We start from the raw sequence: 21,193 nt of genomic DNA on the forward strand, positions 1-21,193 counted from the left end.
GCCCCCGTTACCCCACCGACCGGCGCTGGGTTGTCTCCGCTAGGCTGTCTCCATGACTGAGCCTTCCTCCACCGAACCGTTCACGAGACGGCCTTCCAGCGCCAGGATTTCGACTGACGAATTGCTGGCCGATCTCGACGCCGCTGCAGAGATCCTGCTGGCCCAAACCACCGCGCTGACGGAGAACGAGATCCACGCTCCCTCCGCGCTCCCGGGCTGGACCCGCGGCCACGTGCTGGCCCATTTGAGGGGGGTCGCCAATGCCGTGGCGCGCCAGTGCGAATATGCCGCCCAAGGTGAAAGTATCGAATTCTACGACGGCGGGTTTGAGGGCAGAACACGCTCGATCGAGGTCGCTGCGGGCAACACGGCCGCGGAACACCTCGCCGCGCTGCAGGGCGCGCTGAACCGGGTCCTGACGGATCTGCGCGGTCTCGATGAGGCGGGCTGGCAGCTGCCGATCACCTACCGAAACGGCGTTGTTTATGACGGCGGGCTGGCTCTCTGGCGGGAGCTGGTGATCCACCTGTCCGATTTGGAGGTGGGTCGGGGCCCGGAAACCTGGTCGGGCGAATTCTGCAGCCACCTATTCGGCTTCCTCCAGCCCCGGGTTCCTGCGGGCCTGCGGCTGAAACTTCAGCCGCTCGGGCTGCCCGCGCTGACGCTGGAAAACAAAGACAGCGGCGGAAGCTCCGTGTCGGTCAGCGGGATGTTGACGGATCTCGCCGCGTGGCTCGCCGGCCGGACACCGAGTCTGGGCAGCCTGCGCGCCGAAGCCGCGGCAGACGCCGTCGACCTCCCAGAACTGCTCCCATGGCCGTCCGGCGTCGCGCCCAAATAGCCGCCCGCAACGTCACCGACTTTGTCCTCCAATCCGGCCCACCGATCGATCCGCGGGGGCGGTCAACGTCACCCGGCGCAGTAGATGCCGCGCCGCCTGACGGCCGATCAGGCCACGGCTTCGCGGGCCAGCAGGCGTCCCTTTATCTGCAGCCCCCAGCGGAAGCCGCCCAACGTCCCGTCGGTCCGGACCACCCGGTGGCAAGGCACAAAGAGTGCCGCGGCGTTGAAGGCGCAGGCGCTTGCCGCGGCCCGCACCGCGGCGGGGTTTCCCGCCAGCAGCGCGTATTCGGTATACGTGACGGGTTTCCCGGGGGAGACCGTGCGCAGCACATCCCAGGCGTGGGCCCGGAATGGCCCGGATTTCTGCAGCACCGTGATATCCATGATGTCCTCGGGCCGTCCGTCGTAATAGGCGGCGACGGCGTCGGAGATGGACCCGAGCGACCGCACGGCGGTGTAGCCGGCGGGGCGCAGCGTCGGATGGATCTGGCCCGTGAGCTCGTCCAGCTCGGCGGTCCAACCGGAGGCCAGCACGGCCCCGTCGGCGGAAATGACAGTGAAGGGTCCGTCCGGCGTATTCATGGTCAGGGTCTCGGCGATCATTGCGATGCTTTCTCATGGGATGTGGTTTGTGGAGCTATGGTGGCCGCCGCTGCTTTGGAGGAGGCGGCGCGCCACAGATGCATGGTGGCGTAGGAGCGCCACGGACTGAACCGGGCGGCATAGTGGGTGAGGGACAGTGCGCCGGTCCAGGAGCTGGCCGCGCCCCTCCCCTCAGACCGGTGAGTGCCCTCGGGTCTTTCGTTGAGCCTGGCGAAGCCGTTGCGGACTGCCGCGTCGCTGGTCAGAAAAACGTCCGGCGCCCCGAGCACCCGCATCGCAACGTATCCGACCGTCCACGGACCGATTCCCGGCAACGGCAGCAGCTTCGCGGTCAGCGCCGAAAGGTCATCTTCGATGCCGAGAACGAGCTCACCGCTGGCGAGCAATCCGGCGACGGCGCAGACCGATTCGATCCGTCTGCGCGGCCCACGCAGAATTCCAGGTCCGTGTTCGGCAATTAGCGCCGGCGTCGGGAAATGCCGTACCAACGTGCCCGACGGCGTCCGGCTGGGAAGTCCGACGGCGGCCAGTTGGTTGAGCGCGGTGCGCGCGGCCGCCACGGTGATCTGCTGGCCGATCATGGCCCGGATGAGAATTTCGCCGGCATCCAAAGCACCCGGCAGACGAATGCCGGGAACCAGCGTGACACGGCGTGCCATGGCGGGGTCCGCGCTCAGCACGGCATCGATGCCGACGGGGTCCGCATCGAGGTCGAAGAGCCGGCGCACCCGGCTGAGCAGGGCCGGAAGGTCACGCAGATCCTCCAACCGGGCGGTGAGCTCCAGCGCGGCTCCCGTCCAGCGCAGCTCAAAACAACCGTGCCCGCACGGGAGAGCTAAGGCGCGTGCGTACCGGTTGGCGACCCCTCCCTCCACACCTGCCACGGCGCGGGCAGCCAGGAAGGCGAAGATTCCCGGATCGAAGGGCTTCCGGAAAGGCAGCGTCAACGATAGCTCAGCCGGCGTGCCCCGTGGCGATCCGGCAACTTCGGAATCCCCGGCTGCCCCTAGGCCGGAAGGTGAGGTGGCGCCGGCCAAGGTGCTGGCAGCCAACGTCCCAGCAGCCCGGGTCCTGCCAGCCCGAGATCCGGCAGCCGAGACCGCGGAATGCGAGTGCTGATGCCGGCGTTGGCCTCGTGTGCGCAATGCGGTTGGAGTCATGGAAAATACCTCGGCCACGGTTTCATTAAACTGACGGATGCTGTTGAATCCCGCGGCGAATGCGATATCGGCTGACTTGATGTTCGTTGCGGTCAGAAGGGTGCGGGCGGTCTGAGCGCGGCTGGCCCGTGCCAGAGCCAGTGGACCGGCACCCAGTTCGGCGGTCACGATCCTGTTGAGCTGGCGGCTGGAATAGCCAAGCCGGGCGGAAAGTTCCGTCACGCCGCCGCGGTCCATGACGCCGTCGGCGATTAACCGCATGGCGCGGGCGGCGACGTCGGAACGGACGTTCCAATCCGGACTACCGGGAACTGCTTCCGGCAGGCACCGTTTGCAGGCGCGGTACCCGGCGTCGTGGGCCGCGGCCGACGTTTGGAAGAAAGAAACGTTGGCGGGCTTCGGGGTCCTGGCGGGGCACGACGGGCGGCAATAGATGCCGGTGGTGCGCACCGCGGTGAAGAACTGCCCGTCGAAGCGGGCGTCCTTGGATTCAATCACCCGGTACCGTTGCGAAAAGTCCATGACTCCATGTTCGCAGGCGTTGGCGGGGTCTGCTAGCGGAAATCAGACATGGCGATGGTGCGTCTTATGCGGGGCGCCTTCCTGTGGTTACAGGCCCACGCCGCCGGCCACAGTCATCCCCTGGGACGTGAATTCACCGGTCAGCATCGGCATGGCCCTGCCAATAGCTGCCTTGGCTGCGGCCAGCTGCAGGGAATTGTGGTGCTGCTCCTTGGTGTCCCACACTTCGCTCACCCAGATCACGTCCTCGTCGCTATCGGAGAGCCCGACGACGTATGCCTGGCAGCCTGCAGCGCGCAAACCGTCGGTGCCGTTGAGCAGAATGCCGACGACTTCATTCCGGCGCCCGGGCTTGGTCCTCATTGAGCCGATATAACCAAATGCCATGGCGACTCCCTTGTGCTGATGTTTCCTTGGATAGTCGGCATCCTACCCGGGTATGGGCCGCCGGATTCGAATCGTGCCGTCGAGCAGGCGACTGCTACGGTTTTGCCATGGCTGCCGAATCCGATCTGCTGGAACTGCTCCAGCAGCCCTCCGTCGTTGTCGCGCCCCGCCTGCTCGGCGCCGTCGTCCGGCATCGCAGCGCCGATGGCACGGTAGCTGTGCGCCTGACAGAGGTGGAGGCGTACATGGGACCCGCCGACTCCGCCGCGCCGGATCCCGGCTCGCACAGCTACCGCGGGAAAACGCCGCGCAACACCACTATGTTCGGCCCGGCCGGACACTTTTACGTCTATTTCACCTACGGCATGCATTACTGCGCCAACCTCGTCTGCTCCCCGGCGGGCACATCCTCGGGTTGCCTGCTGCGGGCGGGGGAAGTGGTGGAAGGCATCGGCATTGCCCGTGCCCGCCGACCTGCTGCCCGCAGGGACAAAGAGCTGGCGCAGGGCCCGGCCCGGCTGGCAACGGCATTGGCCATGGGCAGGGAACACAACGGGGCCTGGGCGCTGGGCGGGGATTTCAGCGTGGAACTGGCTTCGGCGCTGGCACCGGATGACATTCTCACCGGTCCACGCGTCGGATTGGGCGGACCTGGGGGATCGGCCAGTTACCCGTGGCGGTACTGGATTGCCGCAGACCCGACCGTTTCCCGCTACAAGCCCGCTGTAGTGCGAAAACGTCCCGCTGTTTCCTAGTTGCACGGTCTTCCTAGTTGCACGGTCGCCCTAGTTGTACGGTCTCCCAGCTCGACCAACGACGTCCGACCATACGGTGCTCGTTCAAGGCCGGCCACATTTTTCGGTGTTCGGTGTTCGGTGTTCGGCCACAGCCGGTCACGCTGCTCAGTGGCCGGCTGTGGCCACCCGCTGCCGCGCGGTGACCCCGACCAACGTCACCAAGCACCGCCAAAAGGCCACCTCCAACCCAAAATATACCATTTATTTTCTAGTTTATCATGCTAGACTAGAACACATGTTCGATGATGGTGGAACGGGTGACAGAAGCAGCGAAACGAATCACGCTTCGCCGGTACCATCCGCCTCGACCGCTGCCGCTACGGAAGATAACGCCCTCCGGGTGAATGAGGCGGTGATCCGGGGCTGGATCACCACTCTGGCTGGAATCAATCCAGAGGACTCTGATGACGCGGAACGGATCGGGCTGCTGCGGGCGAAAGAAGAACTGAAATCAGCTCTCTGTGCCTCGCAGGCCCGGGACGCGGCGGCGTTTGATGCCTCCCAGCGCCGAGCCCAGGAAAACGCCGGGATCGCTGCGGAGAAACTGGGGAAGAACATCGGGGACCAGATAGCCTTGGCCCGCCGCCAGTCCCCGCACAAGGGGAATCAGCTCCTGGGAATGGCGAAGGTACTCGTGGCGGAGATGCCGCACACCCTCACCGCCCTGGCCACCGGAAAATTGAACGAGTACCGGGCCACCCTCATAGTGCAGGAGACCGCATTCCTCAGCCTCGATGACCGCCGTGCCGTGGACACCGAACTCGCCCACGACACGGGTGCGATGGACGGCATGGGTGACGGACAGATCAGCGCAGCAACCAAACGGGTCGCGTACCGGCTTGATCGCACGCCGCCATGGCCCGGAACGCGAAAGCCGAGATAGACCGGCACGTCAGTTGCCGGCCGGCCCCGGACACCATGGTCAACCTCACCGCCCTCCTCCCCGTCGCCCAAGGCGTCTCCGCCTACGCCGCCCTGTCCCGGGAAGCCGATTCCCTCCGCGCCGCCGGCGACCACCGAGGCAGGGGACAAATCATGGCCGACACCCTCGTCCAGCACATCACCGGCACCCCCGGCGGAATCACGGGGGTGGAGATCCAGCTCGTCGTGACTGACCGCACCCTGCTCCAAGGAGACAGCGAACCGGCCCACCTCACCGGCTATGGAACGGTCCCCGCACAATGGGCCCGAGACCTCATCCGGCACGGGGAAACCGGGGCACACGCCGCCACGGCGAACCCCGGGGCGGGGCCAAGCGCTGGTGCTGGTACTGGTGCCGGTATCGCCACGGCGATGGGAGATCCGGCGTTCCGGGTCTGGATCCGCCGGCTCTACACCGCTCCCGGTGCCGGGCAACTCGTCGGGATGGACTCCAAAGGCAGGCTCTTCCCACCCGGACTACGAAGATTCATCATCGCCAGGGATCAGACCTGCCGGACCCCTTGGTGCGATGCACCCATCAGACACATAGATCACGTCATCCCGTACCGGGATAGACACAAAGGCGAGGGCGGAGGTCAGACCAGCGGACTTAACGGACAGGAATTGTGTCAACACTGCAATCTTCGGAAAGAAACGCCCGGCTGGTCCTCCACACCCCGCCCCGAGCCACCATCAGGAGCCAGGAAAACAAAACCGAGAGCCGCATCCCACCGATCCCCTCGTGGCACCCGGCACACCGTGCAAACCAGCACACCCCTCGGCAATATCTACACCTCCACCGCCCCAGCGCTCCCCGGGACGGATCGTTCGGAGCTAGGGCGTCTCCTGTTGGAACGGCGAAAAAGGATGTTTCGTGTACGACGTGCTGGACAGTACCGCCCGTCTGATCAGCACTGAGCGCTCGGCGGGACCCATGACCGAGGTTACCGGTGATGCGGGTACCGTGGAGACGTGACTTCTGCTGCTTCCGATTTCCCCGCCCCGTGAGCAACTCCGGGCATCGCCCCGCGCTCGACACCACCCCGCGAAAGCGTGGAAGCGATCATCTCCCGGCTGACCAAGACGGTGCCGGATTATCCGGAGCGGGGGATTTCCTTCAAGGATCTGACCCCGGTCTTTGCCGACGGACTGGCGCTGCATGCGGTGGTCGGCGCTCTGGTTGAACCCTTCGCCGGCCGGTTCGACGCCGTCGCCGGGATTGAGGCCCGCGGGTTCCTGCTCGCGGCCGCGGCCGCCTATGCCACCGGGACCGGCGTGATCACGGTGCGCAAGGCCGGCAAGCTGCCTCGCGAGGTCTACCGGGAGGATTATTCCCTGGAGTACGGCCGCGCTGCATTGGAACTCCATAAAGGGGACGTCCCTGCGGGCAGCCGCGTGCTGATCCTGGACGACGTGCTGGCCACCGGCGGAACCCTTTCCGCGGCGGCTCGGCTCTTTGAGCGGGCAAACGTGCACGTGGCCGGTTTCGGCGTCGTGCTTGAACTCGGTGAACTACGCGGCCGCGCGGCGTTGGCCGGTCACCGGGTGCGCTCGCTGATGCGCCTCTAAGGAGGCCGCAGCCAGCAGCGGCTATCCGCTGTTCAGCGTCCGCGTCACGTCCAATATGATCCGGCAACCGGTTCTATGACGTGCTTCATATGCGTTCAGGGAAATACCGGTAGAATGGACGGTCTGCCTTTTGCGAAAGGGATCGCCGCAATGCTTGATGCTGAACTCGCCCATGAGCGGGAGTACGTAGCGGGGCTTTACGCCCGCTTGGATGAGCTCCGACAGGAGAAACTACAACAGCTGGAGCAGGTCCGGCGTACCACGGCCATGGGAACGCACCAGATGCGCTCGGAGCGGGACGCCTTTGCTTCGCTCTATGAGAACCGCCTGGCGCAGCTGAATGCCGTGGATGACAAGCTCGCATTCGGCCGGCTTGATCTGGACTCCGGGGAAACGCGGTACATCGGCCGCATCGGCCTGTCCACCGACGATCTCCGCCAACTGATGGTGGACTGGCGGGCGCCCGAGGCCGGCACCTTTTACCAGGCCACCGCCTTTGAGCGCCAGGGGGTGCGCCGACGTCGGCACCTGATCCTGAACGGCCGCAATGTCAAGGCCATCGAAGACGATGTGTTGGATCAGGAAATGCTTCATGAGGGCGCCTCGCTGCAGGGGGAGGGTGCGCTGCTGGCGGCGCTCAATTCCAAGCGGACCGGGCGGATGTCGGACATAGTCGGCACTATCCAGGCCGAGCAGGACAGGATTATCCGCGCTCCGCTTTCCGGCGCCCTCGTGGTGCAGGGCGGCCCGGGCACGGGGAAGACAGCGGTTGCGCTGCACCGCGCCGCCTATTTGCTCTACACGCACCGGGACCGGCTCAAGTCCGCTGGCGTCCTGCTGGTGGGACCGTCGTCGTCGTTCATGAAATACATCGAGCGCGTCCTGCCGTCCCTGGGCGAAACGGGCGTCGTCATGGCCAGTGTCGGGCGGCTGATGCCCGGCATCGCGGCCACCGCCGTGGAAGACCCCGAAGCCGCGGAGATCAAGGGCCGCATCCTGATGGCGGAGGTGATCCGCAATGCCGTGGCGAACCGGCAGCGAATTCCAGCCGAAGACCGCAAGCTCGACGTCGAAGGTACTACGCTGCTGCTGACGCAGCGACAGGTCCGGCGCGCCAGGGACAAGGCCCGGGCCACCGGGAAGCCGCACAACGAAGCCCGACTGACGTTCGTGCGGATTCTGCTGCGCGAGCTGACCGAACAGCTGACCGAGCACATTGAATCCTCCGGGTTCGGCAATACCGCGGACCGGGCATATCTCGCGGAGGATGTCCGGCAGGCCCGGGACGTGCGCATCGCGCTGAACCTGGCCTGGATGCCGATGACGCCGCAGAAGCTGGTGGCCGAGCTGTTCAGTAAGCCGGCCATCCTGGACGCAGCGGCGCCGATGCTCAGCGTCCAGGAGCGTGACGCGCTCCTGCGCGGGGCCGACGCGCTCTGGACCGAGGCGGACGTTCCCCTGCTGGATGAGGCAGCCGAGCTGCTCGGCGAGCAGGATGCCACCGGCGGTCGTCACCAGGCCGCCAAGGAGGCCGAGCGGCGCCGGGACATTGCCAATGCCGAGCGTGCCATCGACAACATGACCCAGGCCATGGCGGATTCGGGCGTGGACGGCATCCTCACGGCGGAGGATCTGGCGGACCATAACGCGGTCCAGGACAGCCGGCTGACTCCGGCGGAACGGGCACTGACGGACCGGACCTGGGCGTTCGGCCATATCGTGGTCGATGAGGCGCAGGAGCTGTCGGCCATGCAGTGGCGGCTGTTGGTGCGCCGCTGCCCGGTCAAATCCTTCACCATTGTCGGTGACATCGCGCAGACCAGTTCCGCCTCCGGCGCCGGTTCCTGGCAGCAGGCTCTCGCGCCGTTTATGGGGGACCGCTGGCAGTTGGAGGAGCTCACGGTGAACTACCGGACGCCGCTGCAGATCGCCGAAGCCGCTGTGCGGATGGCCAACGCGGCCGGCCAGCAGGTCTCCGCACCCAAGGCCGTGCGGGAGGGGCTCTGGGATCCGGTGATCGACCGTGTCCCGGTCGGTAAGGTGCTGGACACGCTGGTGGAGGTGCTGCCGGCGGAAATGGCGGCGATCGACGGCGGGCTGCTGGCCGTCATCACGGCGCGCAGCCAGGTGAAAGCAACAGCGGAGGCGCTCAGGGCCGTCTACGGGCGACGGATCGGGCACGGCGCCGGTTCCATTGAGCAGGACATCGTGGTGATGGACCCGCATGAGGCCAAGGGGCTGGAGTTCGACGGCGTCGTGATCGTTGAGCCCGCGGCGCTGCTTGCCGGCAATGCCGGCAGGGTCGGCGACCTTTACGTCTCGATGACCCGTCCCACCCAGCGGCTGCGGTTGATCACGTCGTCGGAGCTTCCGGCCGGGATTGAGGGCTAACTGCTGCCGGTCTGTCCGGAGTTCTGACGTGCCGTCCGAACAGATCGCTCTTCAGCCTCCCGTGGCCGACAGGCACCCTGCCATTCAGGTCCGCGGTGCGCGGGGAAACAATCTGAAGAAAGTCTCCCTTGGACATTCCCAAACGGCTGACCGGGCGGCGCCTCGACCACCGCGCCCGGCTGCAGGACCGGGGACCGAGGCCCGGGAGTCTTCCGGATCCGGATGCCGTCCCGCGCACGCGATCCTGAGCCGGCTGGCCGACATGGGCTCGGCTGCCTGAGCCTGGGCCAGCCATTGACCATTCTGTCCGGCGCGGTGCGGCAGCGGCTCAACCTGGCCATTGAGCATTATCAGGCCGTCCTGGCCCACGTTGACTGCAATATCGACCTCGGCCACGGTGCCCGGGACCGATGGCGGCCGGATTGTCTTTACCGCACCAGCTGACCTGCTGGATCACGCAGACACTCTGACCGCCCGTCATCCGCGCAGTTACTTCGGCACCCCGTCCAGGAACCGGCGATAGCGGTGTCAGTGGCGGCCGCCTCCGCGCCGCCGTCGGGCAATAGGCGCGGCATCCGCCGTCGTGCTGGTAATTTTGAACTGTGTCAGAACAAACAGCAACCGCAGCCCAGCGCAACGATCCCACTTTTGCCAACATTTGGCAGGAGCTCAAGTGGCGCGGCCTGGTTCAGGTCTCCACAGACGAGGCGGAGCTGGAGACGCTGCTCGCCGGCGATCCGATCACGTATTACTGCGGCTTCGACCCGACCGCCCCCAGCCTCCATCTGGGCAACTTGGTGCAGCTGCTCACCATGCGTCGGCTGCAGCTGGCCGGACACAGGCCGCTGGGACTGGTAGGGGGTTCCACCGGACTCGTGGGGGACCCGCGGCCGACGGCGGAACGGACCATGAACACCAAGGAGACGGTGGCCGAATGGGTCGGCTCCCTGCAAGCGCAGGTGCAGCGCTTCCTCAGCTTCGAGGGAGATAACCCCGCCAGAATGGTGAACAACCTGGACTGGACGGCGCCGCTGAGCGCGATCGATTTTCTGCGCGACATCGGTAAGTACTACCGCGTGGGCACCATGATCAAAAAAGACATCGTGGCCTCGCGGCTCGACTCAGACGAGGGCATCAGCTACGCCGAATTCAGCTACCAGATCCTGCAGGGCCTGGATTTCCTGGAGCTCTACCGCAGTTACGGCTGCGTTCTGCAGCAGGGCGGCTCGGACCAGTGGGGCAACCTGACCAGCGGGACGGACCTGATCCGCAAGGTGGAGGGCAAGGGTGCCCACGCCATCGGTACACCGCTGATCACCAATTCCGACGGCACGAAGTTCGGCAAGAGTGAGGGCAACGCCATCTGGCTCGACGCCGGTATGTGCAGCCCCTACGAGATGTACCAGTTCTGGCTGAACACGGCCGACGCCGACGTCGTGGCGCGGCTGAAGGTCTTTACCTTCCTGGACAGGAATGAGATCGAGGAACTCGCCGGCGCAGTTGCCGAGCGCCCGCACCTTCGGGAGGCCCAGCGGAAGCTGGCCTACGACGTCACCTCCTTGGTGCATGGGACCGAGGCGACCGAAAAGGTCATTGCGGCGTCGGCCGCGCTCTTTGGGCAAGGGGAACTTGCCGGCCTGGATGCGGCCACCCTTGCGGCGGCCACGAAAGAACTGCCGCGAGGCTCCGTGAACGGGGAAGGGCTGGGCATCATTAATCTGCTGGTGGCTTCGGGGCTGTCTGCCAGCAATTCCGCGGCCCGGCGGATAGTGTCCGAAGGCGGCGCCTACGTGAACAACACCAAAATCACGGACCCGGACGCGGTGATTGCCGAGACTGAACTGCTGCATGGCAGCTACCTGCTGCTGCGGCGCGGGAAGCGGAACCTGGCGATGGTCCAGGTCCGCACGCCCTGACGACGACGACGACGACGGCTGCGGCGACGCCGGCGACGGCGACGGCGACGGTCAGGCGGTCCGGGACGCTGACATGGCTGATTTGCGCGTTCCCTACAGTGCGTGTAATGTCTTCTAAGTCGCCCGCTGAGGAGCGCAGTCAACCGTTTGAAAGATGACCGGTTCACTCGCTGGAGCGAAGACCAAACCCCCAAAAAAATTAGTTGCGATTCCGTGCGTGCTCTATGAGCAGAGGCCGGATGCGCTTCAATTCATGACGGGGAGTTTGAGAAGCCTGGGTCGAATGCGATTGAATAAGCGGATTTGACAAGGGAAAAGAAAATGAAATAAGCTTTAGATATTGCAGCGGTGAAATACGGTTCTACTAATAAATTGATTGTATCAATTTGGAACCTAAAGTATTCGTATGTATCTGTTGTTTGAGAACTCAATAGTGTGCCAAGTTTTGTTGATACCGGTATTTATTTATTGGTTGAGACTGTTGCCTGCTGCCGTGTTTGTGGTGGTGGGTGGCTTTTTTGGCTGGTTTCGAATTTAGTGCTGTCATGTCATCCTTTTTCCGGGTGTTGTGGTGGTGTCTGTTTTTACATCAACGGAGAGTTTGATCCTGGCTCAGGATGAACGCTGGCGGCGTGCTTAACACATGCAAGTCGAACGATGATCTCCAGCTTGCTGGGGGGATTAGTGGCGAACGGGTGAGTAACACGTGAGTAACCTGCCCTTAACTCTGGGATAAGCCTTGGAAACGGGGTCTAATACCGGATATTCACTTCTTCACCGCATGGTGGGTGGTGGAAAGATTTATTGGTTTTGGATGGACTCGCGGCCTATCAGCTTGTTGGTGAGGTAATGGCTTACCAAGGCGACGACGGGTAGCCGGCCTGAGAGGGTGACCGGCCACACTGGGACTGAGACACGGCCCAGACTCCTACGGGAGGCAGCAGTGGGGAATATTGCACAATGGGCGCAAGCCTGATGCAGCGACGCCGCGTGAGGGATGAATGCCTTCGGGTTGTAAACCTCTTTCAGTAGGGAAGAAGCGTAAGTGACGGTACCTGCAGAAGAAGCGCCGGCTAACTACGTGCCAGCAGCCGCGGTAATACGTAGGGCGCAAGCGTTATCCGGAATTATTGGGCGTAAAGAGCTCGTAGGCGGTTTGTCGCGTCTGCCGTGAAAGTCCGGGGCTCAACTCCGGATCTGCGGTGGGTACGGGCAGACTAGAGTGCAGTAGGGGAGACTGGAATTCCTGGTGTAGCGGTGAAATGCGCAGATATCAGGAGGAACACCGATGGCGAAGGCAGGTCTCTGGGCTGTAACTGACGCTGAGGAGCGAAAGCATGGGGAGCGAACAGGATTAGATACCCTGGTAGTCCATGCCGTAAACGTTGGGCACTAGGTGTGGGGGACATTCCACGTTTTCCGCGCCGTAGCTAACGCATTAAGTGCCCCGCCTGGGGAGTACGGCCGCAAGGCTAAAACTCAAAGGAATTGACGGGGGCCCGCACAAGCGGCGGAGCATGCGGATTAATTCGATGCAACGCGAAGAACCTTACCAAGGCTTGACATGAACCGGAAACGGCCAGAGATGGTCGCCCCGCTTGCGGTCGGTTTACAGGTGGTGCATGGTTGTCGTCAGCTCGTGTCGTGAGATGTTGGGTTAAGTCCCGCAACGAGCGCAACCCTCGTTCCATGTTGCCAGCGGGTTATGCCGGGGACTCATGGGAGACTGCCGGGGTCAACTCGGAGGAAGGTGGGGACGACGTCAAATCATCATGCCCCTTATGTCTTGGGCTTCACGCATGCTACAATGGCCGGTACAAAGGGTTGCGATACTGTGAGGTGGAGCTAATCCCAAAAAGCCGGTCTCAGTTCGGATTGGGGTCTGCAACTCGACCCCATGAAGTCGGAGTCGCTAGTAATCGCAGATCAGCAACGCTGCGGTGAATACGTTCCCGGGCCTTGTACACACCGCCCGTCAAGTCACGAAAGTTGGTAACACCCGAAGCCGGTGGCCTAACCCTTTTGGGGGGGAGCCGTCGAAGGTGGGACCGGCGATTGGGACTAAGTCGTAACAAGGTAGCCGTACCGGAAGGTGCGGCTGGATCACCTCCTTTCTAAGGAGCGCCTCAGATTCGTTTGCCCCGGCCCTGGTGGTTGGTGGTGGGGGTCTGCAGGAGGCCCGTTGCGCGGACGCAGGTTCCGCGGTGGGTGCTCATGGGTGGAATATTGACAGGACAGGTGCCTGTGGGGTGCCGGCCGGTGTTTGAGTACGGCCCGTGTGTTGTGTTCTCCTTTGGGGGGCGTGGCGGCGGGTGTGGAAAGGATGGTTTTGCGGTTGGTGGTTCCGTGGGTTTCGTTTGGCACACTGTTGGGTCCTGAGGCAACAGGGTTCCGTGGTCTTTTTTGCCTGCTGGTGTGGGTGGAGGGGGTTGCGGGGGTTTGGTGTTTCTGGTGTTCCCGGGCATGGCTGGTTTCCGCGCGTTGGTGTGGTGGCTGGTGTGTGATGGGGTTGTTGTTTGAGAACTACATAGTGGACGCGAGCATCTTAAGAAGCAATTTCTTTGAGAATGTTTGAACCTGGATCTGTTGCATCGTTTCGTGCCTTTCGGGGTGTGGGGTGGTGTGGTGGTTTCATGGTTCTCTCGATGTGTTTTGTTTTGTGATCTTTTGTGGTCAAGTTTTTAAGGGCGCACGGTGAATGCCTTGGCATTAGGAGCCGAAGAAGGACGTAGGAATCTGCGATAAGCCTCGGGGAGTTGATAACCGAACCCTGATCCGAGGATGTCCGAATGGGGAAACCCCGCCACGCGCTCTTTGGGGTGACGTGGTGACCTGCAGCTGAACACATAGGCTGTGTGGGGGGAACGTGGGGAAGTGAAACATCTCAGTACCCACAGGAAGAGAAAACAACAGTGATTCCGTCAGTAGTGGCGAGCGAACGCGGATCAGGCTAAACCGTGTCATGTGTGATAGCCGGCGGGCGTTGCATGGCCGGGGTTGTGGGACTTTCCGTTCCAGCTCTGCCGGGCTGGGGAGGTGAGAGTGTAGGCATAGGTGAACGGTCTTGAAAGGCCGGCCGTAGAGGGTGTGAGCCCCGTAACCGAAATGTTTCTGACACCGCCTGGAGAGTATCCCAAGTAGTACGGGGCCCGAGAAATCCCGTGCGAATCTGTCAGGACCACCTGATAAGCCTAAATACTACCTAATGACCGATAGCGGACAAGTACCGTGAGGGAAAGGTGAAAAGTACCCCGGGAGGGGAGTGAAACAGTACCTGAAACCGTGTGCCTACAAACCGTCGGAGCGAGTCTGATTCTTGTGACGGCGTGCCTTTTGAAGAATGAGCCTGCGAGTTAGTGTTACGTCGCGAGGTTAACCCGTGTGGGGAAGCCGTAGCGAAAGCGAGTCTGAATAGGGCGAGTGTAGTGGCGTGATCTAGACCCGAAGCGAAGTGATCTACCCATGGCCAGGTTGAAGCGACTGTAAGACGTCGTGGAGGACCGAACCCACTTCAGTTGAAAATGGAGGGGATGAGCTGTGGGTAGGGGTGAAAGGCCAATCAAACTTCGTGATAGCTGGTTCTCCCCGAAATGCATTTAGGTGCAGCGTTGCGTGTTTCTTGCCGGAGGTAGAGCGACTGGATGGCTAATGGGCCCTACAAGGTTACTGACGTCAGCCAAACTCCGAATGCCGGTAAGTCAGAGCGCAGCAGTGAGACCGTGGGGGATAAGCTTCATGGTCGAGAGGGAAACAGCCCAGACCACCAACTAAGGCCCCTAAGCGTGTGCTAAGTGGGAAAGGATGTGGGATTGCGAAGACAACCAGGAGGTTGGCTTAGAAGCAGCCATCCTTAAAAGAGTGCGTAATAGCTCACTGGTCAAGTGATTCCGCGCCGACAATGTAGCGGGGCTCAAGTACACCGCCGAAGTTGTGGATTTCGGATAGTAGACAAGCCTTCGTGGTTCAGTCGTCCGGAGTGGTAGGGGAGCGTCGTGTGGGCGGTGAAGCCGCGGTGTAAACCAGTGGTGGAGCCTACACGAGTGAGAATGCAGGCATGAGTAGCGAATGACGGGTGAGAAACCCGTCCGCCGGATGATCAAGGGTTCCAGGGTCAAGCTAATCTGCCCTGGGTAAGTCGGGACCTAAGGCGAGGCCGACAGGCGTAGTCGATGGACAACGGGTTGATATTCCCGTACCGGTGAAAAACCGCCAATGCTGATCGGGTGATACTAACCGCCGGATGCATGACCGTCCGCCCTTGTGGCGGGTCCGGTTTTTTGCGGACCGCGGGACCTGATCCCGGGAGGTAAGCGTATTAACAGGTGTGACGCAGGAAGGTAGCCAAGCCGGGCGATGGTTGTCCCGGTCTAAGGATGTAGGGCGGGTCATAGGTAAATCCGTGGCCCTGGTTTTGATACCGGGTCTGAGATCTGACGGGACCCCCGTGAGGGGGAATTTGGTGATCCTATGCTGCCGAGAAAAGCATCGACGCGAGGTTTTAACCGCCCGTACCCCAAACCGACACAGGTGATCAGGTAGAGAATACTAAGGCGATCGAGAGAATTATGGTTAAGGAACTCGGCAAAATGCCCCCGTAACTTCGGGAGAAGGGGGGCCCCAACCTTGATGACCACGTGCTGGTCGGAGGGGATCGGGGCCGCAGAGACCAGGGGGAAGCGACTGTTTACTAAAAACACAGGTCCGTGCGAAGTCGCAAGACGATGTATACGGACTGACTCCTGCCCGGTGCTGGAAGGTTAAGAGGACCGGTTAGCCCTTGCGGGCGAAGCTGAGAATTTAAGCCCCAGTAAACGGCGGTGGTAACTATAACCATCCTAAGGTAGCGAAATTCCTTGTCGGGTAAGTTCCGACCTGCACGAATGGAGTAACGACTTCCCCGCTGTCTCAACCATAAACTCGGCGAAATTGCAGTACGAGTAAAGATGCTCGTTACGCGCAGCAGGACGGAAAGACCCCGAGACCTTTACTATAGTTTGGTATTGGTGTTCGGAGTGGCTTGTGTAGGATAGGTGGGAGACTGTGAAGCCGTGACGCCAGTTACGGTGGAGTCATCGTTGAAATACCACTCTGGTCACTTTGGACATCTAACTTCGGCCCGTAATCCGGGTCAGGGACAGTGCCTGATGGGTAGTTTAACTGGGGCGGTTGCCTCCTAAAGAGTAACGGAGGCGCCCAAAGGTTCCCTCAGCCTGGTTGGCAATCAGGTGTCGAGTGTAAGTGCACAAGGGAGCTTGACTGTGAGAGAGACATCTCGAGCAGGGACGAAAGTCGGGACTAGTGATCCGGCGGCACATTGTGGAATGGCCGTCGCTCAACGGATAAAAGGTACCTCGGGGATAACAGGCTGATCTTGCCCAAGAGTCCATATCGACGGCATGGTTTGGCACCTCGATGTCGGCTCGTCGCATCCTGGGGCTGGAGTAGGTCCCAAGGGTTGGGCTGTTCGCCCATTAAAGCGGTACGCGAGCTGGGTTTAGAACGTCGTGAGACAGTTCGGTCCCTATCCGCTGCGCGCGCAGGAAATTTGAGAAGGGCTGTCCTTAGTACGAGAGGACCGGGACGGACGAACCTCTGGTGTGTCAGTTGTACTGCCAAGTGCATCGCTGATTAGCTACGTTCGGATGGGATAACCGCTGAAAGCATCTAAGCGGGAAGCCCGCTTCGAGATGAGATTTCCATGCACCTTTGTGTGTGAGAGGCCCCCAGCCAGACCACTGGGTTGATAGGCCGGACGTGGAAGCGGGGACTAAAGACCCGTGAAGCTGACCGGTACTAATAGGCCGATGACTTACACCACACCCCTGACCGGTGAAGCGACTTCAAACGCTGCACCACCACGGTCAGGGAAAAAGATCTGCTGCTTGCGTCCACTATGTGGTTCCCAACCAACAACCCCCACCCCCTGTCACACGACAGGGGAACGGGTTGGTCCTGGTTGCACCCTCAACCACCCCATGCCCAACACCACATGGATAACTACACACAGTTGAATAACTACATACAGTTGAATAACTACATACAGTGAATAACTACATACAGTGAATAACTACATAAAGTGAAGTTGTAACCCACAAATTTCCCCCAGCACCCACCCAAAAACCCGGTGGTGCCGGTGCGGACAAAGAGTTACGGCGGTCATAGCGTGGGGGAAACGCCCGGTCCCATTCCGAACCCGGAAGCTAAGACCCACAGCGCCGATGGTACTGCACTCGAGAGGGTGTGGGAGAGTAGGACACCGCCGGACACCATTTAGAAAACAAAAAGGCTAGAGCCCCGCACACCGTGCGGGGCTCAAACCATTTAACACCCCCCCAAAATTCGCCGGCCCCACCCCCGCCGCCCGCGGGAGCCTGTCCAGTAGCGGCACCGTCCACACCCCCACCGCGGCACCGACCGATCGGCCGGCCGCCCGCGAATGAACACAGTACCCCTAACGGACCAGGACGCGTTGAGTAGGCTTAAGTCATGTCAGAGCTCTTTTCCCATGCTGCCCCCGAACCTTCGCAGGAACCGGCTTCGCTTCAGACCATAACCGCTGAGGTGACCGTTCCGTCCGGTGTACACGACGCCTTCGAGGGGTTCACGGACAATGTGCACCTGTGGTGGCCCATGGAGGACTACAGTGAATTCGGCGTCGATTCCTATCTGGGTTTCGAGGACGGCGACTTAGTGGAGGAGCCGGCCAAAGGAGAGAAATGTCTCTGGGCGCGTATCAACTCCTGGATATCGCCGTCGTCGTTTCTGCTGTCGTGGCTACTGGGCGGGGATCCGCTCAACCCCGACCACGTAGCCGTTTCTTTCCGTCCTCACGGAGATGGCGGCACGCGGGTGCTTCTTGTCCACGAGCGTTGGGCGCCGCGGTCGGGAGCCCAACCTGGCGGCGATGTGTTCCGCGAATGGCCGCAGGTCCTGGACCGCTACGCACGGTTCATGGGCGGCTCGCAGGACGTCGACTAGAATGATTCTAGGGTCACCGTGCCCAGAGAATTTTTTTGTAATTTTTGTAGATCAATAGTGAAGAGCGGCTGTTACTGTGCCAGTTGGTCAGCTCGTGAGCATAGGAGTCCGACATGGCTGAATATAACGGCGGTAACCGCGGTGACAAGCCACATAACGACAAGTCGCCCGGCAGCCGGCCCGGCGACGGGAACCGCGGAGGAAATTCCGGAGGCCGTCCCAGTCAAGGTCGCGACGGCGGTCGGGGCACCGGCGGTCCCTTCAGGGGGACCAGTAACTCGGGCGGCGAGCCCCGCGGATTCCGTGCCCGGGATGACCGGCCTTTCGCTGACCGTCCGGCCCGCGAGGGTGAGCGGAAGCCTTACGGGGATCGTGCTCCGCGCAGCGACCGGCCTTTTACTGACCGTCCGGCCCGCGAGGGTGAGCGGAAGCCTTACGGGGATCGTGCTCCGCGCAGCGACCGGCCTTTTACTGACCGTCCGGCCCGCGAGGGTGAGCGGAAGCCTTACGGGGATCGTGCTCCGCGCAGCGACCGGCCTTTTACTGACCGTCCGGCCCGCGAGGGTGAGCGGAAGCCTTACGGGGATCGTGCTCCGCGCAGCGACCGGCCTTTTACTGACCGTCCGGCCCGCGAGGGTGAGCGGAAGCCTTACGGGGATCGTGCTCCGCGCAGCGACCGGCCTTTTACTGACCGTCCGGCCCGCGAGGGTGAGCGGAAGCCTTACGGGGATCGTGCTCCGCGCAGCGACCGGCCTTTCACTGACCGTCCGGCCCGCGAGGGTGAGCGGAAGCCTTACGGGGATCGTGCTCCGCGCAGCGACCGGCCTTTCACTGACCGTCCGGCCCGCGAGGGTGAGCGGAAGCCTTACGGGGATCGTGCTCCGCGCAGCGACCGGCCCGCGAACAACCGTCCCTACAACGACCGCGCCGCGCCGCGCAAGGAATGGCAGCCCCGCGGTGACGGAGCCGCTCGAGGCGACCACGGTTCACGCGAGGACCGTCCGGCCGCTACTCACAACGCACGCGATCTGCGCAGCGCCAACCGCCCCGACCGGGAGCGGTCCCCGCAGATAGATGACGATGTGACGGGCACCGAGCTGGACAAGGTGACGCGGGCGCAGCTGCGTACCCTGGAGGAAAATAGCGCCGAATGGGTCTCCCGACACCTGGTGATGGCGGGCAGGCTGATGGACGTCGACCCCGAGCTGTCCTTCCAGCATGCCCTGGCAGCAAGCCGCCGTGGTGGTCGCTTGGCTGCCGTCCGCGAGGCCGTCGGCCTGACTGCCTATGCGGCCGGCCACTACGGTGAAGCCCTGCGAGAGTTCCGTACCTACCGCAGGATCAGCGGGTCCAATGAGCATCTTCCCGTGATGGCCGACTGTGAACGCGGGATGGGCCGTCCGGACCGGGCCTTGGACCTGATCCGTTCCGAGGACGCAGAGACTCTGGACACCGCCGGCAGGGTTGAGCTGGCGATCGTGGCTTCCGGTGCGCGGGCCGATCTGGGGGAGCGGGAGGCAGCCGTGGCCGCCCTGGAAATCGCGCAGCTGGACAGGAACCGGGCATTCTCTTTTAGTCCCCGGCTTTTCCGTGCCTACTCGGACGCGCTGGAGGCCGCTGGCCGCAGCACCGAGGCCGCCACCTGGCGCCGGCAGGCTGTCAAGGCGGAGTCGGCCCTGGGTATCGGCGAGGACGCGGATCCATTCATCGTTGACCTCGCTGAAGAAGAGGAGGATGAGGGTAAGCCAAAGAAGAGGCAGGACACGTCCATGTTCAACGCCGACGGCGAAGCGATCGTTCGGAAGCCGACGGCGCCCGTGAAGCGTGCGTCCGCTCCGCTCGTTGAAGCGGTTTCTGCCGACGAGGCCGCAACCTCCACGGTCGACGCTGCAGCAGTGGACAACATCGATGACGCCGAATCGGATTATTTCGATTCCGACGACGCCGAGTCGGATGAGTTTAGCGCGGACCCGGACGAGGCGCAGGACGGCAGTGGGCACGACGTCGCGGAGGACAGTGACAGCAGCACTGGCAGTAGCACTGACAACGGCGCAGCGCTGGAAGACACCGAGGACAACAGGTCCGCGGCCGAAGGCGGTGCCCGGCATGACTGAGCAGGCACTGGTCACCGCCTTCGATTCGGTGTTGTCCGATCTGGACGGAGTCGTTTATACCGGGCCACACGCGATTCCGGGCGCCGTCGAGGCGCTGCAGCGGCTGGCCGGCTTCGGTGTCGACCTGGCATACGTGACCAACAATGCGTCCCGTACGCCGGCTGACGTCGCCGCGCATCTGCGCGGGCTCGGTGCGCCTGCCGAGGACCATCAGGTGGTCAGTTCTGCGCAGGCGGGCGCCCGGTTGCTGGCCGATAAGTTCCCGGCCGGTTCCAAGGTGCTGATCACCGGCAGCGACGCACTGGCCCGCGAAGTGGAGCTGGTGGGGATGGTGCCCGTCCGCTCGGCGGACGACGGCGCCGCCGTCGTGATTCAGGGCTTTGAACCGACGCTGAGCTGGAAAGAGTTGGCCGAAGCCGCCTATGCCATTGAAAATGGTGCAGCGTGGGTGGCCACCAACACCGATATGACCATCCCGCAGGCCCGTGGAATTGCGCCCGGGAACGGTGCGTTGGTGGCGGCCGTCCGGGCGGCCACGGGGAAGGAACCGCTGGTGGCGGGCAAGCCGGAAGCGGTGCTGTTCCATGCTGCCGCCGAACGGCTCGGATCGTCGCGGCCGCTGGTGGTCGGCGATCGGCTGGATACGGACATCCTGGGTGGCAACAACGCGAAAATGGCAACCGCCGTCGTGCTGACGGGTGTGGACACCACCGAGACAGTGCTGGCTGCCCGGACAGCCGAGCGACCGCGCTTTCTGCTGCGCACCCTGGCTGAGCTCTTCGAACCGTACCCGGACGTGACGGGCAGCAATGGAATCTTCAGCTGCGGCAAATCCACGGCGTCCGTGGCCGACGGTACCGTCAGCGTCTCCGGTGACAAGGACGACGTCGACAGCTGGCGCTGCGCCTGCGCTGCGTGGTGGGATGCCGTACCCGACGCGGCCGTAGCCCGGGCCCCCGAGCTGCGCTGGCACGGCGGGTCACTAGAATAAA

The 21,193-nt window shown here is 62.9% G+C and carries 14 protein-coding genes and 3 rRNA genes; 14 read left to right on the forward strand and 3 right to left on the reverse strand.

The window, feature by feature from the left end:
- Nucleotides 1–52: 52 nt before the first annotated feature.
- Complete coding sequence (locus ACLLJI_RS05665) at nucleotides 53–841, forward strand: maleylpyruvate isomerase family mycothiol-dependent enzyme (protein WP_434618950.1); 789 nt, start codon at nucleotides 53–55, stop codon at nucleotides 839–841.
- A gap of 107 nt (nucleotides 842–948) precedes the next feature.
- Here the strand turns inward: ACLLJI_RS05665 and ACLLJI_RS05670 are convergent, their stop codons facing one another.
- From ACLLJI_RS05670 to ACLLJI_RS05680, 3 genes are all read right to left on the reverse strand, one after another.
- Nucleotides 949–1,446, reverse strand: coding sequence for a methylated-DNA--[protein]-cysteine S-methyltransferase (locus ACLLJI_RS05670; RefSeq protein WP_434618953.1), 498 nt, complete (start codon nucleotides 1,444–1,446; stop codon nucleotides 949–951).
- A complete protein-coding gene (locus tag ACLLJI_RS05675) occupies nucleotides 1,443–3,128 on the reverse strand; it encodes a DNA-3-methyladenine glycosylase 2 family protein (RefSeq protein WP_434618956.1) in 1,686 nt (561 codons plus the stop codon). The genes ACLLJI_RS05670 and ACLLJI_RS05675 overlap by 4 nt, the downstream gene beginning before the upstream one ends.
- Nucleotides 3,129–3,215: 87 nt before the next feature.
- Nucleotides 3,216–3,515 carry a putative quinol monooxygenase gene (locus tag ACLLJI_RS05680; RefSeq protein ID WP_434618959.1) on the reverse strand — a complete coding sequence of 100 codons (300 nt, stop codon included), beginning with the start codon at nucleotides 3,513–3,515 and terminating at the stop codon, nucleotides 3,216–3,218.
- A gap of 107 nt (nucleotides 3,516–3,622) precedes the next feature.
- Between ACLLJI_RS05680 and ACLLJI_RS05685 the strand changes: the two genes are divergently transcribed.
- The 13 genes from ACLLJI_RS05685 to ACLLJI_RS05745 all read left to right on the forward strand — a co-directional run bounded on the left by ACLLJI_RS05685 (nucleotide 3,623) and on the right by ACLLJI_RS05745 (nucleotide 21,192).
- Nucleotides 3,623–4,270, forward strand: a complete 648-nt coding sequence (locus tag ACLLJI_RS05685; protein ID WP_283561178.1) for a DNA-3-methyladenine glycosylase — start codon at nucleotides 3,623–3,625, stop codon at nucleotides 4,268–4,270.
- A 382-nt stretch (nucleotides 4,271–4,652) separates the two neighbouring features.
- A complete protein-coding gene (locus ACLLJI_RS05690) occupies nucleotides 4,653–5,195 on the forward strand; it encodes a hypothetical protein (RefSeq protein WP_434618962.1) in 543 nt (180 codons plus the stop codon).
- Nucleotides 5,168–6,151, forward strand: coding sequence for an HNH endonuclease (locus ACLLJI_RS05695; RefSeq protein WP_434618965.1), 984 nt, complete (start codon nucleotides 5,168–5,170; stop codon nucleotides 6,149–6,151). Before ACLLJI_RS05690 ends, ACLLJI_RS05695 begins: the two co-directional genes overlap by 28 nt.
- A gap of 144 nt (nucleotides 6,152–6,295) precedes the next feature.
- Nucleotides 6,296–6,802, forward strand: coding sequence for an adenine phosphoribosyltransferase (locus ACLLJI_RS05700; protein WP_434621259.1), 507 nt, complete (start codon nucleotides 6,296–6,298; stop codon nucleotides 6,800–6,802).
- 150 nt (nucleotides 6,803–6,952) lie between these two features.
- Nucleotides 6,953–9,193 carry a HelD family protein gene (locus tag ACLLJI_RS05705; RefSeq protein WP_434618968.1) on the forward strand — a complete coding sequence of 747 codons (2,241 nt, stop codon included), beginning with the start codon at nucleotides 6,953–6,955 and terminating at the stop codon, nucleotides 9,191–9,193.
- Between the two features lie 222 nt (nucleotides 9,194–9,415).
- The gene (locus ACLLJI_RS05710; protein WP_434618971.1) at nucleotides 9,416–9,637 is read left to right on the forward strand and encodes a hypothetical protein; all 222 of its coding nucleotides are present in this window, start codon (nucleotides 9,416–9,418) and stop codon (nucleotides 9,635–9,637) included.
- Between the two features lie 158 nt (nucleotides 9,638–9,795).
- Nucleotides 9,796–11,109 carry a tyrosine--tRNA ligase gene (gene tyrS / locus ACLLJI_RS05715; protein WP_434618974.1) on the forward strand — a complete coding sequence of 438 codons (1,314 nt, stop codon included), beginning with the start codon at nucleotides 9,796–9,798 and terminating at the stop codon, nucleotides 11,107–11,109.
- A 589-nt stretch (nucleotides 11,110–11,698) separates the two neighbouring features.
- Nucleotides 11,699–13,223 (forward strand): 16S ribosomal RNA (locus ACLLJI_RS05720).
- A gap of 557 nt (nucleotides 13,224–13,780) precedes the next feature.
- Nucleotides 13,781–16,927: ribosomal RNA gene (locus tag ACLLJI_RS05725) — 23S ribosomal RNA — on the forward strand.
- Nucleotides 16,928–17,257: 330 nt separating this feature from the next.
- Nucleotides 17,258–17,374: ribosomal RNA gene (gene rrf, locus ACLLJI_RS05730) — 5S ribosomal RNA — on the forward strand.
- Together the 16S, 23S and 5S rRNA genes form the textbook arrangement of a ribosomal RNA operon.
- Nucleotides 17,375–17,595: 221 nt before the next feature.
- On the forward strand, nucleotides 17,596–18,087 hold the full coding sequence (locus ACLLJI_RS05735; protein WP_434618977.1) for a hypothetical protein: 492 nt from the start codon (nucleotides 17,596–17,598) through the stop codon (nucleotides 18,085–18,087).
- A gap of 1,082 nt (nucleotides 18,088–19,169) precedes the next feature.
- Nucleotides 19,170–20,201 (forward strand): hypothetical protein, encoded by a 1,032-nt coding sequence (locus ACLLJI_RS05740; RefSeq protein ID WP_434618980.1) that lies wholly within the window; start codon nucleotides 19,170–19,172, stop codon nucleotides 20,199–20,201.
- Nucleotides 20,194–21,192, forward strand: coding sequence for an HAD-IIA family hydrolase (locus ACLLJI_RS05745; protein ID WP_434618983.1), 999 nt, complete (start codon nucleotides 20,194–20,196; stop codon nucleotides 21,190–21,192). Before ACLLJI_RS05740 ends, ACLLJI_RS05745 begins: the two co-directional genes overlap by 8 nt.
- The last annotated feature ends 1 nt before the right edge of the window (nucleotide 21,193 follow it).

It is taken from the genome of Arthrobacter sp. A5 (assembly GCF_051131705.1).
GTDB lineage: Bacteria > Actinomycetota > Actinomycetes > Actinomycetales > Micrococcaceae > Arthrobacter_M.